Annotated in this window: 11 protein-coding genes; 7 read left to right on the top strand and 4 right to left on the bottom strand. The window is 66.0% G+C overall.

Features of this window, described 5'->3' with window-relative positions; all coding sequences use genetic code 11:
* The first annotated feature begins 622 nt into the window (after positions 1–622).
* Positions 623–1,779, top strand: a protein-coding gene (locus BM125_RS15610; RefSeq protein WP_092409660.1) for an IS3 family transposase whose coding sequence is annotated in 2 segments (ribosomal slippage) — positions 623–863 and positions 863–1,779 — 1,158 coding nt in all. Because the reading frame shifts where the segments join, the coding sequence is not laid out codon by codon here.
* Positions 1,780–1,940: 161 nt separating this feature from the next.
* On the opposite strand, the gene BM125_RS15605 is transcribed toward BM125_RS15610, so the two are convergent.
* Positions 1,941–3,497: a tryptophan halogenase family protein gene (locus tag BM125_RS15605; RefSeq protein WP_092409658.1), complete on the bottom strand. Its 1,557-nt coding sequence runs from the start codon at positions 3,495–3,497 to the stop codon at positions 1,941–1,943.
* Positions 3,498–3,732: 235 nt separating this feature from the next.
* On the opposite strand from BM125_RS15605, the gene BM125_RS15600 reads away from it, so the two are divergent.
* From BM125_RS15600 to BM125_RS15580, 5 genes are all read left to right on the top strand, one after another.
* The gene (locus tag BM125_RS15600) at positions 3,733–6,165 is read left to right on the top strand and encodes a TonB-dependent receptor (protein WP_092409656.1); all 2,433 of its coding nucleotides are present in this window, start codon (positions 3,733–3,735) and stop codon (positions 6,163–6,165) included.
* Between the two features lie 180 nt (positions 6,166–6,345).
* A complete protein-coding gene (locus tag BM125_RS15595; protein ID WP_217647893.1) occupies positions 6,346–7,743 on the top strand; it encodes a GH1 family beta-glucosidase in 1,398 nt (465 codons plus the stop codon).
* Positions 7,744–7,845: 102 nt separating this feature from the next.
* Positions 7,846–9,231 (top strand): MFS transporter, encoded by a 1,386-nt coding sequence (locus tag BM125_RS15590; protein WP_092409654.1) that lies wholly within the window; start codon positions 7,846–7,848, stop codon positions 9,229–9,231.
* 91 nt (positions 9,232–9,322) lie between these two features.
* Positions 9,323–10,348 (top strand): LacI family DNA-binding transcriptional regulator, encoded by a 1,026-nt coding sequence (locus BM125_RS15585; RefSeq protein ID WP_092409652.1) that lies wholly within the window; start codon positions 9,323–9,325, stop codon positions 10,346–10,348.
* Positions 10,349–10,352: 4 nt separating this feature from the next.
* Positions 10,353–11,255: an ROK family protein gene (locus tag BM125_RS15580; RefSeq protein WP_092409650.1), complete on the top strand. Its 903-nt coding sequence runs from the start codon at positions 10,353–10,355 to the stop codon at positions 11,253–11,255.
* Between the two features lie 45 nt (positions 11,256–11,300).
* On the opposite strand, the gene BM125_RS15575 is transcribed toward BM125_RS15580, so the two are convergent.
* From BM125_RS15575 to glnA, 3 genes are all read right to left on the bottom strand, one after another.
* A complete protein-coding gene (locus BM125_RS15575) occupies positions 11,301–11,606 on the bottom strand; it encodes a hypothetical protein (RefSeq protein WP_139225057.1) in 306 nt (101 codons plus the stop codon).
* Between the two features lie 191 nt (positions 11,607–11,797).
* Positions 11,798–13,396, bottom strand: a complete 1,599-nt coding sequence (locus tag BM125_RS15570) for a tetratricopeptide repeat-containing sulfotransferase family protein (RefSeq protein WP_092409647.1) — start codon at positions 13,394–13,396, stop codon at positions 11,798–11,800.
* 288 nt (positions 13,397–13,684) lie between these two features.
* A complete protein-coding gene (gene glnA, locus BM125_RS15565; protein WP_092409645.1) occupies positions 13,685–15,094 on the bottom strand; it encodes a type I glutamate--ammonia ligase in 1,410 nt (469 codons plus the stop codon).
* 152 nt (positions 15,095–15,246) lie between these two features.
* On the opposite strand from glnA, the gene BM125_RS15560 reads away from it, so the two are divergent.
* Complete coding sequence (locus BM125_RS15560; protein ID WP_092409643.1) at positions 15,247–16,035, top strand: undecaprenyl-diphosphate phosphatase; 789 nt, start codon at positions 15,247–15,249, stop codon at positions 16,033–16,035.
* Positions 16,036–16,102: the final 67 nt, after the last annotated feature.

The raw sequence follows: 16,102 nt of genomic DNA, 5'->3' as shown, positions 1-16,102 counted from the left end.
GCTCGCGCCGCGTCTTCTTCTTGGCGGCGTACTCGGCGTCGCCAAAGCTCATCTGATCCATTGAATCCAGGCCATGCGGTGACGGGGCAATCCCAGCACACTCGCGGCGACTTGTTCATACCTTCCTTATGTCATCCAAGTCCCGAGCCACGTCGTTCACCCCCCCGACTGTGCAACGCCACGCCTTGATGGTCAAGGCGGCCTTGGATTCCCTGCGCGAACACAATTACAGGCCTTGCCTGTAATCGCCGGTCAGGCAGGGTAATCGTCAGCACCGGTGGGGTGCGCATTCCCTTGAACTGCGTACTGTTTGCGGTGAGAGGCAGGCAGCGACTGGCGTGGGAAAGTCTGAGCATCTCTCGATTGACCAACCCAGGTATGCGTGAGTTGATCTCCACGCAAAACTGACCCGGGGCGATTCAGTGAGTCTTGATAGTCAATCTCGCTGGTGTACGTGAATAAAGCCAAGCAGCCAACTGGGTCAGGTGGTATAGCAGGCGTTGGCTCAGTAGTAGCAGCCGTTGATTCGCTGGCTCGGCCAGCGGCTCTTGGCGTCAGCGGGGTTCACCCCCGTTTTCACGGACACTTACGAGAAGGCCGATCGAGGCCATGAGGAGTGTTCATGTCGAAGCGAAGGAAGTTCAGTGCGGAGTTCAAGCGCGGTGCGGTTGAGCAGGCCACCCGGCCAGGCGTCAGCTGTGCCCAGGTGGCCCGGGAGCTGGGGATCCGAGACAGTCTGCTGACCCGTTGGAAGCGGGAAGCAGAACAACAGGGGCAGACGGCCTTCGGTGGCACCGGCACGCCCCGGGACGAGGAACTGGCTCGCCTCAAACGCGAGCTGGCCCGGGTCAAGAAGGAACGGGATTTTTTGCGAGAAGCGGCGACGTTCTTTGCCAAGGGATCATCCTGAGGTATCAGGTGATCGAACGTTGCCGCGACGAGTTTCCGGTTCGACTGATGTGCCGCTGCCTGAAGGTATCGGCCAGCGGTTACTACGACTGGAGCCAGCGACTGCCCAGCGCCCGACAGCTCGACAACGAGCGATTGGTCGGGCGTATCCGCGAGCTGCACGAAGACAGCCGGGGCACCCTTGGCGCCGGTCGCATGCACGAAGACCTGGCCGAGGAAGGCGAGACGGCTAGCGTGAACCGGGTGGCGCGGTTGATGGCAGCCGACGGCCTCCAGGGCTGGCCGCGGCCGAAGCGGCGTGGTCAGCGCGGCCGGCCAGCGCTGACGCCCCCGGGTGTACGCAACCTGCTGGAGCGGGACTTCATCGCATTGGAGCCGGAGACCAAGTGGGTCACCGACAACACCGAGATCAAGACCCACGAAGGCAAGCTGTATCTGTGCATCGTGCTGGATCTGTTCGACCAGCGCATCGTGGGCTGGACAATGCACCACCGGCAGGATCGCCAGATGGTGATCCGGGCCGTGCAGATGGCGGTCTGGCAACGGCAGGGTCGCGATCCGGTGATCCTGCATTCCGATCGTGGCAGTCAGTTCCGGAGTGGGGACTACCAACACTACCTGTCTGGCAACGGCCTGCTGTGCTCAATGAGCGCGGTGGGTCACTGCGGGGACAATGCCGCCTGCGAAGGCTTCTTCGGCATGCTCAAACGCGAACGCATCCACCGAATGAAGTACCCGACACTCGATGCGGCCAGAGCCGATGTGTTCGAATACATCGAGCGGTTCCACAACCCAAGAATGCGGAGAAGTGTCGCCAGGCAAGACCGGAAGTTCGCAGCCCTTTTTCAACCGTCCGTGATTTCGGGGTAGAACCCTCCCGGCAAGCATTCGAACGGCGGGCAGCTGTCTACGGCATGGGTCGGCGCAATTGAGGGCGGAGTTGTCGCTACCAGAATGCGCTGAAGGGCTGCTTTGGGTCGAAAGCAGCCCTTTGCGCTAACCCTGCTCGACCAACATTGGCTATCCTGCAGCTAGACCACCGCCAATCGCGGCGCCGTCGTGGCGCAGAGGTCATCGACCAGCGCGCGGTGCCCAGGCAGATCCCTGATCGCATGCGGGCTGACCGCGCGCAGCATTTCGAATTCGCGGCGGGCTTCGGCGGTGCGCGGGTAGATGGCGCGTTGGGCGCTGAGGTCGGTCTGGAATTCCATGCCGTAAAGGATGAACTGCCAGCTGGCCGGCATGAACATCTCGAGGTCGGTGATGAAGTCGAGGCGGTGCGGGGCGCGATGGCGCCATTCGGCGAGGCGGTCGCGCAGTGTTTCGGGGATGCTGGCCGGGTCGGCGTTGTCGGTCCAGAACGCGCTGTCGCGGCGCTGGGTCAGGCAGTAGTGCAGCTTGAGGAAATCGACGATGCGTGTGTAGCGTTCGCGCATCATCGTGTTGAAGTGTGTTGAGGCGCGCTCGAACTGGCCGTCCATCGGCAGCAGGTGGGCGAGCAGGTAGGTGCCCATTTCGATCAGGCCGATGCCGGTCGATTCGAGCGGCTCGAGGAATCCCGCGGAGAGCCCGATCGCCACGCAGTTGTGTTTCCACTGCACGGGGCGATAGCCGGTTTCGAACGGCAGGCGGCGCGCATTCAATCCGTCCGCGGCGGGGCCGATGTATTGGCGCAGCACTTCCTCGGCGCGGTCGTCGCTGGTGTGGCGGCTCGAATAGACGTAGCCGACACCGCGGCGCTCCTGCAGGCCGATATCCCAGGTCCAGCCGGCTTCGTGCGCCGTGGATATCGTGTAGGACGGAATCGGCGCGTCGGGCTGCGCATAGGGCACCTGGATGGCCACGGCGCGATCGACGAAGAGGACATCGCCAACCGGTTTGAAGCGCTGGCCGAGCGCCTTGCCGATCAGCGCGGCGCGCATGCCGGTGCAGTCGACGTAGAGATCGGCGTGCAGGGTGCCGAGCTCTTTCGTGGTGACGCCGGCGATGGCCCCCTGCGCGTCGAGCGGGACATCGACGATGGTGCCGAGATGGTGCGACACGCCGAGGGCGCGGCCCTGCTCGGCGAGCAGGCGGGCGACCTGCATCGCATCGAAGTGGTAGGCGTAGTTCATCGGCCCGTCGTAGTCGGCGTCGCCGCGGCGCTTCGGCGCGCGCCCGGCATCGGCCACCGCGGTCTGCAGGGTCACGGCATCGGCGAAGGACGCGCCCTCGCCGGCCTCGCCGAGCAACCAGTAGGGCAGCAGGTCGAGACCGTCGACGCGCGAACTGGGCAGGTTGAACGGATGGAAGTAGTGATTGCGCCCGGGCGATCCGGCCGGGCGCACCCAGTCGACGAAGCGGATGCCCTGCTTGAAGGTGGCCTGGGTTTCGCGGATGAAGCGCGATTCACTGATGCCGATCTGCGAGAGCGCGGCGCGGATCGAGGGGAAGGTGCCTTCGCCGACGCCGAGTATGCCGATGTCGGGCGATTCGACCAGGCTGATGCGGACTGCGCCCTGCGCGCCGCTGTTGAGGGTTTTCGCCAGGTAGCAGGCGCACAGCCAGCCGGCCGTACCACCCCCCGCAATCAGTATGCTTCGCAGCATGATGGCACTCTCCGGGTGGCGCGCGAGCCGGGCGCGGATGGAGGAAATCGGGGGACGTTACGCTTTGATGACTGCGCTGTCATTTTGCGCTGCAACAATGACTTAGACCGAATGACAACGCTGTCTAAAAGTTCTTGACAGCGTTGTCATCGGTGTGCACTCTGCGTCGCCACGCGGCATCCATCGGCGCTCAGGGGAAGGCTCAGAGGGCGTCACCATCGGGAGGTAGAGTCCAATGTTCGTTCGCAAGACCTTGCTTCATCGTTCCATCGCAGCGGTCCTCGCGGCCAGCTCGGCCATGGCCGCGGCACAGTCCGAGTCCGGCGCGGATCCCGCGTCCAAGCCCGACGGCGGCGCCCCGGAATCCAGCGCCTCGCTCGACACGATCACGGTGACGGCGACCAAGCGCAGCACGCCGCTGCAGAAGACGCCGATCGCGATCACCGCGATCGGTGCGCAGCAGCTCGAAAAGGAACGCGTGATCACGGTGCAGGACATCACCAGCCTGGTCCCGGGTTTTGCCGCGACCACCCAGGGCGACCACGGTGTGATCACCCTGACCTTGCGCGGCATCGGCAACGACAGCGCCAAGACCGAGTACGCCGATCCCGAAGTCGCCCTGTTCGTCGACGGCATCTACACGCCGCGCGCGGAAGGCGCCGCCTCGCTGCTGCTCGATCTCGAATCGGTCGAAGTGCTGCGCGGTCCGCAGGGCACCCTGTGGGGTCGCAACTCGACGGTCGGCGCAGTCAACATGCAGACCGCCAAGCCGGTTATCGGCGACAGCTCGGGCAACGTACAGTTCGGCATCGGCGACTACGGACGCCTCGGTGGTCGCGGCGCCTTCAACCTGCCGATCAGCGACAGCTGGGCGATGCGCGTGGCCTTTGCCCACGAGGAACACGAAGGCTACGTCGACTACCAGAATCCCGGCGAGCTGCTGCCTTCGCTCGAATCGCAGCAGGCGGCCTACCTGGCTTCGGGCGGCGATCCGGCCGCGTTCCAGGCGATCAATCCGAACCTGTTCGTCAACGGCGGCGACAAGTACAACGCGCAGAACCAGAGCGCGCTGCGCGTCAGCAGCCTGTTCCAGCCGAGCGACGATTTCAGGTGGAACGTCTCCTACGAATACTTCCGCGACACCGGCACGCCGAACATGAACCTGATGCAGACGCCGCGCGCCGGCCAGGAGTTCTGGTCGACCTTCGCCGATACCGCGCCGTATCTGGATCGCGAAGTGCACACGCTGCGCAGCCGCATGGACTGGCAGCTCAGCGATTATCTGTCGCTCTCCTACACCGCCGGCTTCAGCCGCTTCGAGGGTTCGTCGGACTTCGACCAGGACGGTGGCGTGCAGGTGCCGACCAGCTACACGACCGGCGCGACCTTCCAGGAAGACCGCACCAACTATTCGGTCTATCGCAACCACAGCCACGAACTCGACCTGAAGTCGAACGGCGAGAACACGGTGGACTGGATCCTCGGCCTCTACTACGCCGCCGAGAAGAACAAGATCCGCTTCGACATCCCGATCTTCAACGGCACCCAGCAGGGTACGGTCGCCTGGCAGGGCTCGTTCATCCAGCCCAAGCAGACGGTCGACTCCAAGGCCATCTTCGGCCAGGCCACCTGGAACCTGTCCGACGTGTTCCGCCTGACCGGCGGCCTGCGCTACACCGACGACGCCAAGGAAAACATCGGCGGCCGCGGCTGGGGCTGGCAATACAACCCCGATGTGCCTCAGGTGCCGGTCGCGCCCGGCACGATCCCGAGCACCGAAACCGGTTTCGGTTTCGGCGTCGGCGGCATCAACGACGGCAAATACGACCACGGCCAGCTGACCTGGCTGGTCCGCGCCGACTACGACCTGAGCCCGAGCATGCTGCTCTATGCCAGCGTCTCGACCGGCTACAAGTCCGGCGGCCTGCAGGATGGCGGCGTGCCGTACAAGCACGAAGAGCTGACCAACTTCGAGATCGGCACCAAGTCGTCCTTCCTCGATGGCCAGGTGATCTGGAACAACGCGATCTACTACGAGGACTTCAAGGACTTCCAGCTCGCCGCGCCGATCACCTTCGTCGACGGCAGCCGCGGCCTCGGCTTCTCGAACGTCAAGGGCAGCACCAAGGTCTGGGGCTTCGAGTCGGAACTGAATGCACGCCTGAGCGATGACGACCGCCTGCAGTTCGTGTTCTCGGCGATTCCGCACAAGAAGCTCGGCACCCTGCTCTATGCCGGATCGAACGACTACCAGGGCCTGCCGGCCTGCCCGGCCGAATCGGGCATCGGCAACTGCCTCGACGTATCGGGCAACGAACTCGCGCACGCACCGGACGCCGCGTTCACCCTGGTCTACGAGCACGACTTCCGCTTCGCCAGCGGCGCCCGCCTGACCCCGCGCATCAGCACGCACTACGAGACCGAGAGCTGGCTCAGCGCCTTCAACCTCGGCGACGGCGACAAGCAGGCCAGCTACCACCGCACCGACCTGAGCATGCGCTATCTCAACCCGACCGGCACCTGGTACATCGATGCCTACGTCGACAACGTCGAGAACAAGAAGGTACGCACCAGTGCCGGGCGCACCGCCGTCGGCAGTGGCTTCGAATACCTCTCGCAATACCTGCCACCGCGAACCGTCGGCGTGAACTTCGGCTTCTGGTTCTAGCGGCATTCGCCTGCTCCGCGCCCCGATGCACTGAGCGACCGCGCTCTCCGGCGAGGATCGGGATCCGTTGGCGTCTTCCCAAGAGCGCCAGCGGGTTCCGGTCCGGACCCGCACGAGGGCCATATCCGAACGATTCCTGCGCACGCCGCGTCGACCGCCGGCGTCCGAGACCCCGCAGCCATGAGCGAGACCATGCCGAAAGACGAAAATCGAAACGACGGGCCAGGATTCCCGGCGGACTTCATCTGGGGCGCCGCCACGGCGGCCTACCAGATCGAAGGCGCCTGGGACGTCGATGGCAAGGGCGAGTCGATCTGGGACCGCTTTGCGCATACGCCCGGCAAGGTGCGTGGCGGCGACACCGGCGACGTGGCCTGCGACAGCTATCATCGTTTTGCCGAGGACATCGCCCTGGTCAAGGCCATGGGCCTTGGCAGCTACCGTTATTCGATCGCCTGGCCACGCGTGCAACCGGGTGGTCGCGGTGGCGCGAACCCGAAGGGCATGGACTACTACCGGCGCCTGACCGACGCCGTCCTCGAAGCCGGCCTGCGCCCGCTGGTCACCCTCTATCACTGGGACCTGCCGCAGGAACTCGAGGATGCCGGCGGCTGGGCCAATCGCGATACCGCTGCGCGCTTCGGCGACTTTGCGAACCTTGTCGCCGATGGCCTCGGCGATCGCGTGCGCCACTGGGTCGTCCTCAACGAACCGAAGACCTTCACCTCGACCGGCTACTGGCTCGGCGTGCACGCACCGGGACGCAGCGATCCCCGCGCCTTCCTGCGCGCGACCCACACCGCCAACCTGGCCCAGGGCCTCGGCTTCCGCGCGCTCAAGGCGCACCGGGCCGATTGCGAAGTCGGCAGCGCCTTCGACGTCGCGCCGATGTATCCGAAGAGCCCGGCCTATCGCGACATCGCCGCGGCCGAGCGCTGGCACCGCTTCCTCAATCTCTGGTTCCTGCTGCCAGCGTTGCACGGTCGCTATCCGGATGGCGTGCTGCCGGTCGAGGAGATCGACGACCTGCTCGGCTTCCTGCCCGGCGACGATCAGCGCATCAAGGCGCCGTTCGACTTCGTCGGACTCAACTACTACTCGCCGTGGCTGGTCAGCGATGCACCGCAAGGCTGCGACATTCCGGGCCTGAACTGCATCGGCGAATGGGCCCGCGGCCGTGGCACCTTGCCGAAGACCGACATCGGCTGGGATATCGACGCCCAGGGTTTCGAGGACATCCTGCTGCGCATGCGCGAGGAAACCGGCAACCTGCCGATCGAGATCAGCGAATGCGGCGCGGCTTTCAACACGGGTCCGGGCGCCGATGGCGAGATCGACGACCAGGCCCGCATCGATTTCCTGCGCCGGCACCTGCAGGCGATGGCCCGGGCCATGCAGCGCGGCGTACCGGTGCGCGCCTTCCACCACTGGAGCCTGCTCGACAACTTCGAATGGGCCGAGGGCTATTCGCAACGCTTCGGCGTCGTCCATGTCGATTTCGAGCATGCGCAGGCGCGCAAGCTCAAGGCCTCGGGCCACTGGTACGCGCGGGTGGCGGCCGACCATGCAATCCGCTGAGCCGCACATCGACCGGATCGCATCGCCGCCGTTGCGCCGCGGCGCCTGCGCGCTACCCTGCCTCGCCGACCCTTCGCCTGCCGCCGGAGTGCCACCGACACCATGAGCGCCCTTCCTCCTGCAGCGACCGCCGAGCGCCTGCCGCCGCGGCGCTACCTCGGCTACGGCCTCGGCGACTTCGCCTTCAATTTCTACTGGCTGCCGCTGCAGGTCTTCCTGCTCAAGTACTACACCGACGTGCTCGGCCTCGACAGCGGCGCGGCCGGCATCATCGTGATGATCTGCCTGATCTGGGACGGCCTGGTCGATCCGCTGATCGGCATCGTCGCCAACAAGACGCGCACGCGGTTCGGCCGCTACCGGCCGTACATGCTGTTCGGCGCGATTCCGCTGGCCGCGAGTTTCAGTTTCGTGTTCCTGCCGGTGCCGTTCCACGACACCGCGCTGATCGTCTACGCGCTGGCGACCCAGCTGCTGTTCCGCACCGTCTACGCGGCCGTCAACATTCCCTACGGCGCGATGATGGCCTCGATGACGCGCGACTCGATGGAGCGCAACTGGCTGGCCGGCGCGCGCATGCTGTTCGCGTTCAGCGGTTCGGCCGTGGTCGGCTATGCCACGCCGCGGCTGGTCACCTGGCTCGGCATCGCCAATCCGGACTCGGCCTACTTCTGGTCGGCGGCGATCCTGTCCTCGTTCGCGACCCTGGTCATCTTCGCCAGCTACGGACTGACCGAGGAACGCCTCGAACCGGTCGGCGAACAGCAACGCCATCCGCCGACCGGCGAACTGCTGGGCATGCTGGCGAAGAACACGCCGTTCCTGCAGGCAGCCGCGGCGATCGCCCTGTTCGGTTTCGCCAGCACCGTGACCAGCGCCAGCCTGCCCTATTTCGTGCAGTACTACATGGGCGGCAAGGCGACCATGACCGGCGACCTGGCCAGCATGATCCCGTTCGTGCAGATGCTGGCGATCCTGCCGTGGACCGTGATCAGCCGCTACACCGGCAAGCGCGTGGCCTGGATCAGCGGCCTGCTGATCGCCACCGCGGCACTGGCCGTGCTGCATCTGGTCGGCAAGCCCGACACGACCACGCTGTTCGTGCTGATCGCGATCTCCGCGTTCGGATCGGCCGCGATCGCGGTCAATTTCTGGTCGATCGTGCCCGACACGGTCGAGTACGGCGAGTGGCGCTCGGGCGTGCGCGTGGAAGGCTTCGTGTTCGGCCTCGTCACCCTGATCCAGAAATCGGCGCTCGGCATCTCCTCGGCCTTCGTCGGCCTGTACCTGACCTGGATCGGCTACGTGCCGAACCAGGCCCAGGCGCCGTCCACGGTCGAGGGACTCAAGTACATGATCACCCTGTTCCCGATGCTCGGCATGCTCGCCTCGTGCGCGGTGATGCTGTTCTACAAACTCAATGCGGCCCACCATGCGCGGCTGGTCGCCGAGATCGCGGCGCGCACGGTGGTGCGCCCTTCGGCGTGATCGGCGCGGAACAGGCCGCCCGCCCCGAGCGCCCTCGGCCTTGCGGATACAATCGGGCCGGGCAACGCGTGGCGTTGCGGAGGCCGAACGGATGAGCAAGGCAATCATCGACGATGTCGCCGCGCGCGCGGGCGTGTCGATCAAGACCGTCTCGCGCGTGGTCAACCGCGAGCGCAACGTGCGCCCGCAGACCCGGGCCCGGGTCGAGGCGGCGATCGCCGAGCTCAACTATCGACCGCGCCTGTCGGCGCGCAGCCTGGCCGGCAACCGCTCGTTCATGCTCGGCCTGATCTACGGCAAGCCCGGCGCGCATTACGTGCTCGACATCCAGGAGGGCATCCTCGAGATATGCCGGCCGCACGGCTACGAGCTGGTCATCCATCCCGGCGAGTTCCGCGATGGCGACCTCGTCAACGAGGTATCCGAGCTGATCCTCGATCGCCGCATCGATGGCGTGTTGCTGTCGCCGCCGATCTCCGACCACATGGAAGCGATCGGGCTGCTCGTCGAGGCCGGCATTCCGCTCGTGCGCATTGCGCCGACCATCGACAAGACGGCGCATCCGTTCGTCGAGACCAACGACCTCGAGGCCTCGTTCGAACTGGCCGAAGTGCTGATCGGGCTCGGCCATCGGCGGATCGGCTTCATCACCGGCCACCCCGATCACCGCGCCGTCGGCCTGCGCTTCGAAGGCTACCGCAAGGCCCTGCGCGCGCACGGCATCGCCTTCCAGGGCGAGCTGGTCACCCTCGGTGACAACCGCTTCCATGCCGGCGAGGAGGGGGCGCGTCAATTGCTTTCGCTGCCGTCACCGCCGACCGCGATCTTCGCCGCCAACGACGAGATGGCCGGCGGCGTGATCAAGACCGCGCTGGCCATGGGCCTGCGCATCCCCGAGCAGCTTTCGGTGGTCGGCTTCGATGACGCGCCGATCTCGCGCCAGGTCTGGCCGTCGATCAGCACGATCCAGCAGCCGATCCGCGAGATGGCCAAGACCGCGACGCAGATCCTGCTCGAGCAGTTGCGCGCCGGCGAAGCAGAGCCGCATCCGAGCATGCATCCGGCCCGGGTCATCCTGCGCGAGTCGATTGCACCGCCGCGAACGCAGACCTCCTGAACCGATGCCGGTGCGCCACGTCGCCAGCTTCGATATCGGCGGCACCAATCTGCGCGCGGCCGTCGTCGCCGTCGATGACGGCACGGCACGCGTCGTGTCGCAACGGCGTCAGGAGACCCCGAATCACCTGATCCTGCCGGCCATGAGCGCTGCCGAACGGCTCGATGCGGTCCTCGACTTTATCGTCGCTGCGGTCAGCGAGGCGCGCCAAAGCCACGTCATCGATGCGGTGGCGGCGGCGTTTCCGGGCCCGGTCGACGCCGCGGGCCGCATCGCCGCCCTGCCGACGCTATGGGGCGACGACGGCCAGGCCTTGTGCCCGCTGGCGCTGGACGGCCTGCTCGCCGCGCGACTGCCGGGTCTGCCGATATGCCTCTTCAACGACGTCACCGCCGCCGGCCATCGCTTCGTCGGCCAGCATCGCGATTTCGCCCTGTTCACGCTCGGCAGCGGGGTCGGCCTCAAGGTCTTCATCGACGGCCAGGCGCAAGTCGGTCCACACGGCGCGGGCGGCGAGCTGACCCACATGGTCTTCGATCCCTCGCCCGGCGCGCCGGCCTGCGACTGCGGTGGCCGCGGCCATCTCGGCGCGCTGGCCTCGGGACGCGCCTGGCAACGTGTCTGCGCAGCGGCCGAACAGGATGGACAGCAGCCCGATCTCGATGGCTTCGTCGAACCGCTGGCCCGCGCCGTGGCCATGCTCCACTACGCGCTTGGACTCGAGCTGTTCCTGTTTTCTGGCGGGCTCAGCGAAGCGCTCGGCGAAACACTGCGTGCCGCGATCGTGCGCCGCCTGCCCGAACAGGGCTGGCAGTGCGGCCAGGACTGGAACGCCATGGTCCGCCTGGCCCCCGACGACGACGCGCATGCGCTGATCGGCGGGGCGCTGGCTGCGTGTCGGGAGTAGGCCCGCGCGATACGCGGCTTGCCGGTATCGCGCCGGGTCGGCAATTCAGAACGAGGCGTACTTCATCGGGTGCACGACGACCGCGCGCATGACACTCATTTCGCAAGCCTCGCGGGCGATCTGCTGGATGCGTTCACCGAGGGCCTCGTTCCAGTGCAGCGCGGCGATCTTCTGCAGGGCGCGGCAGGCCTTGCATTCGCCGGCCCGGCTGCTGATGCAGGCGCCGGGTTCGGACAGTGCCGTACGGCACCAAGTCTGCAGCGTGGCGGCCACGTAGGGCGTCCAGCGCGCAGTGGCGATGCGTCGCACGGTGTTCGCAGAGGGACAGGGATCGAAGCTGGCGTGGGTCATGGAGGTTCCCGGGTCGATGAACTGACCGCGAGCATGCCCGTCGCCGTGGCCGCTTCCGCGCGGCTGGATCACGGACGACCTGTGAACTGCATCACATTTTCGGGCGGCTTGGCGACAGCTTCGGGCGTGGTGGGTGCGTCACCGCAGGCCCGCGCCGAAGCGGGGCCTGGCTCGACCGGTCACCCGTGGCTTCAGTCGAAGCGGGTATCGCCGAGTTCGGGCAGGAACCCGGCATAGTTCCGCCAGCGTTCGACCGAGCGGGCGTGGATGCCTTGTCGCGCCTGCCAGATGCTGGCCGTGGCGAAGACTTCCGCGGCGGCCGGCTGCGATGAAGTCGCTGTCGCGTCGAGACCGAGAAACGAGCGAAGCTGGCCCAGGGTGGCCTCGCTGTCGCCGACCAGGGCCTCGTAGTCGAGCTCGAAGATCGGCAGGTCGAGTTGCAGCTTCCAGCGCTGCATCAGTCGGGCATGGCCGTCGGCGAACGCGGCGATGTCGCCGAAGTCGTAGCTCCAGGCCATGTCCTCGTGGGCGAAATGCTGGCTCCACAGCGACAGCGCGGTATCGCGCAGGTCGCGCCGGCAATGGATGATCTTCGCCTGCGGCAGCATCGCGGCGATCAGGCCGAGGTGGCGGAAGTTGAGCGGATTCTTGTCGAGGAACAGCCGCGCCGGTTCGTCGTCCTGGCGCAGATGGCGCAGATAGAAAGTTCCGGCGGCAGCCAGTGTTTCGACTGTTGGCTGCGCGCCGATGCGAGCGGCCAGGGCCGCGATCCAGTTCAGTTCGCCGCGCGCACGGACCTCCGGATCGCGCGCCAGCAGGCTGGCCGCCAGGGTTGTCCCTGAACGCGGCAGACCGACAATGAAGACCGGCACGGTTTCGGCCGAAGCCGGCACCGGTTGCAGCCTGGCTGCGGCCCCTTGCGTATCGACGAAGCGCTTCCAGGCATCGGCGTCCCAAGGATGCGCCGCATGCCAGCGCGCATTGGCCTGCCTCAGGATGCGCGCGGCCTCGCCGTATTCACCGAGGTCGTCGAGCGCCTTGCCGAGACCGAAGCCGATCGCGGTCTCGACATCGGTACCGAGATCGCTGCGCGACGCACCCGCGCGGAGCCGCTGCAGGTCAGGGTCATCGGCATCGACGAAACGATGCGTATGGGCCAAGCGCAACCAGGCCGAGGCCTGGCCCGGATTGCCGTCGATCGCCGCGCGCAGATGGTCGCGCGCCGCGTCGAAGCGCCCGAGCACGAGAGCGATTTCGCCGGCACGGCGCTGAAGCGGGGCGTCTCCCGGATGCGCCTCGAGGATCGGCGCGAGCAAGGTATCGGCTTCTGCGAAACGCTCGCACTCGCAGAGGAACGCCAGCGTGCGCCGATCGCTTTCGAGCGTGCGCGGCTCGTGATGCCAGAGCGCGGTCATGATTTCGGCGAGTGCGCGCATGCGGCCCTGCTCGCGCAGCAGGTGCGCAAGTGAAAGGCTGGCATTGGCATGCGCCGGATCGAGGATGATGGCCTGGCGCAAGGCCGCCTCGGCCTCGACAGGCCGCGCACTCATGCGCAAGGCGTTGCCGAGCAGGTAATGCAGCGTTGCCGATTCGGGGATGCGCTGCACGGCGATTTCGAGAAAGTTGCGCGCGAGTGGCGGCTCCAACCGCAGCAAGGCTTCGCCGGACATCGCCCAATCGGTCTCGCTCGCGGTTCCATCGCGCAGGCGATCGATCAGCGCCTCGGCACCGGCGGCGGGCAGCACGCCGCGCAGGCGATCGAGGGCTGCCGCTATCGAAGCGGCATTCACGTCGGGCAAATCCGACCGCTTTCCTGGCGATGGCTTCGCGACGGTTTGGATCGCCGCTCGATGTCGGAAAGCTCGATGCTCAACCTGATTCTCCAGCAGACGCTTTTCGGCGCGCCTCCCAACACCACGTTGGGGTTCGCTTTCGCTCACCCCAACCTACCTTTGCCGCGTTTCCCGCGCCATCCGAGTTGCCCGTAGGTTGGGCAGAGCGCAAGCGATGCCCAACGGCTCCGCTGCGCTCAGGGAACCTGCGAGGTTCGCTCTCCCTCGCCCCGAGTCGCCCCGATCTCAGATCGAGTAGTACATCTGGTATTCGAGCGGATGCGTGGCCGCACGGAAGCGCGTGACCTCCTGCATCTTGAGGTCGATGTAGCCGTCGATGAAGTCGTCCGAGAACACGCCGCCTGCGGTCAGGAAGGCGCGATCCTTGTCGAGCGCTTCGAGGGCCTGGTCGAGCGAGTGGCAGACGGTCGGGATGTTCTTCTCCTCCTCGGGCGGCAGGTCGTAGAGATCCTTGTCCGAGGGCGCGCCGGGGTCGATCTTGTTGAGGATGCCGTCGAGTCCGGCCATGAGCAGGGCGGCGAAGGTGAGGTAGCCGCTGTTGACCGGATCGGGGAAGCGGATCTCGATGCGCCGGCCCTTGGCATTGTTGACGAACGGAATGCGGCAGCTGGCCGAACGGTTGCGCGCCGAATAGGCGAGCATGACCGGGGCTTCGAAACCGGGCACGAGGCGCTTGTAGCTGTTCGTGGTCGAATTGGTGAACGCATTGAGCGCGCGCGCATGCTTGAAGATGCCGCCGATGTACCAGAGCGCGGTTTGCGACAGGCCACCGTAGAGGTCGCCGGCGAAGATGTTGTTGCCGCCCTTGGCAAGCGACTGGTGCACGTGCATGCCCGAACCGTTGTCGCCGACCAGCGGCTTGGGCATGAAGCTGGCGGTCTTGCCGTACTGGTGGGCGACATTGCGCACGATGTATTTCATCGTGATCAGTTCGTCAGCCTTGCGCACGAGCGTGTTGAAACGCGTGCCGATTTCGCACTGGCCGGCCGTGGCGACTTCGTGGTGGTGCACCTCGACCACCTGGCCGACACGTTCGAGCAGCTTGCACATCTCGCTGCGCAGGTCCTGCAATGAATCGACTGGCGGCACCGGGAAATAGCCGCTCTTGACCCCGGGTCGATGGCCGCTGTTGCCGGCCTCGTAGCGCTTGTCGGACGACCAGGCCGCTTCCTCGGATTCGATCTCGAATCCGACCTTGCCCATGGTGTTCTGCCAGCGCACGGCGTCGAAGATGAAGAACTCGGGCTCAGGGCCGAAGAAAGCCGTGTCGGCGATGCCGGTCGACTTGAGATAGGCTTCGGCGCGCCTGGCCAGCGAGCGTGGATCGCGCGAATAGGCCTGCATCGTGTGCGGCTCGAGCACGTCGCAGGTGAGGATCAGGGTCGGGTCGGCCATGAACGGATCGAGGATCGCCGTGTCGGGATCCGGCATCAGCACCATGTCGGACTCGTTGATGCCCTTCCAGCCGCTGATCGATGAGCCGTCGAACATCTTGCCGTCCTCGAAGAAGGACTCATCGACCGAGTGCGCCGGAAAACTGACGTGATGCTGCTTGCCGAGCATGTCGGCGAAACGCAGGTCGATGAACTCGACCTCATGGTCCTTGATCAGTTTGAGCACGTTGGCGACAGACATGACTTGGCCTCGGGAAGGTGGGTATCGGCGGAGGCGGCTGCGGCCGCCGACGGGGCGGCAATTCTCGCACGATCGCCGCCAGCCGAGAGGCCCCCCGCCTCGGCCCTGCCCTTCTGCCTTATCCTTGCGCGTTTGCAACCGGAAGCCGGCCCGTGTCCGACCTGATCAATGTCATCCTGCTCGGCATCATCGAAGGCATCACCGAATTCCTGCCAATCTCGAGCACCGGGCACCTGCTGATCGCCCAGCACTGGCTTGGCGCGCGTTCGGACACCTTCAACATCGTGATCCAGGCCGGGGCGATCCTGGCCGTGACCCTTATCTACTGGAAGCGGCTGTGGATGCTGGCGACCGGCTGGCGCGAGCCGGACAACCGCGACTATCTGCTCAAGCTTGTCCTGGCCTTCCTGATCACCGCGATCCTGGGCCTGATCGTCGCCAAGCTCGGCTTCACCCTGCCCGATCGCGTCACCCCGATCGCGATCGCACTGATCGTCGGCGGCTTCTGGATCTTCGCTGCCGAATGGTGGAGCGCGAAGCGGCCGGACAGCGAACGCATCACCTGGACCGTGGTCATCGCGGTCGGCCTTGCCCAGATCGTCGCGGCAATCTTCCCTGGCGTATCACGCTCGGCAGCGACGATCTTCGCGGCCATGCTGGCCGGCACCAACAACCGGGCGGCGGCCACCGAGTTCGCCTTTCTGGTCGGCATCCCGACCATGTACGCGGCCAGTGGCTACGAGATCTTCAAGCAGTTGCGCTCAGGCGGCGTGCAGGAGGACTGGTCGGCGGTGGCGGTCGGCTTCGTCGTCGCCACGATCACCGCCTTCATCGCCGTGAAGTGGTTGCTTGGCTATATCCGCACGCACACGTTCAACGCGTTCGCCGTCTATCGCATCGTCTTCGGCGGCCTGTTGCTGCTGCTGGTGCCCGGGAACTAGTGTGGTGTCTCGCAAATAACGCGAAGAAATTCCGGATGGATTTCATGGCGAGACAAGGCGCGAGGAG

The organism is Dokdonella immobilis (assembly GCF_900115085.1).
GTDB lineage: Bacteria > Pseudomonadota > Gammaproteobacteria > Xanthomonadales > Rhodanobacteraceae > Dokdonella > Dokdonella immobilis.
Note: the sequence above shows the minus strand (reverse complement) of the source record. Positions and strands in the feature narration are given on the sequence as shown.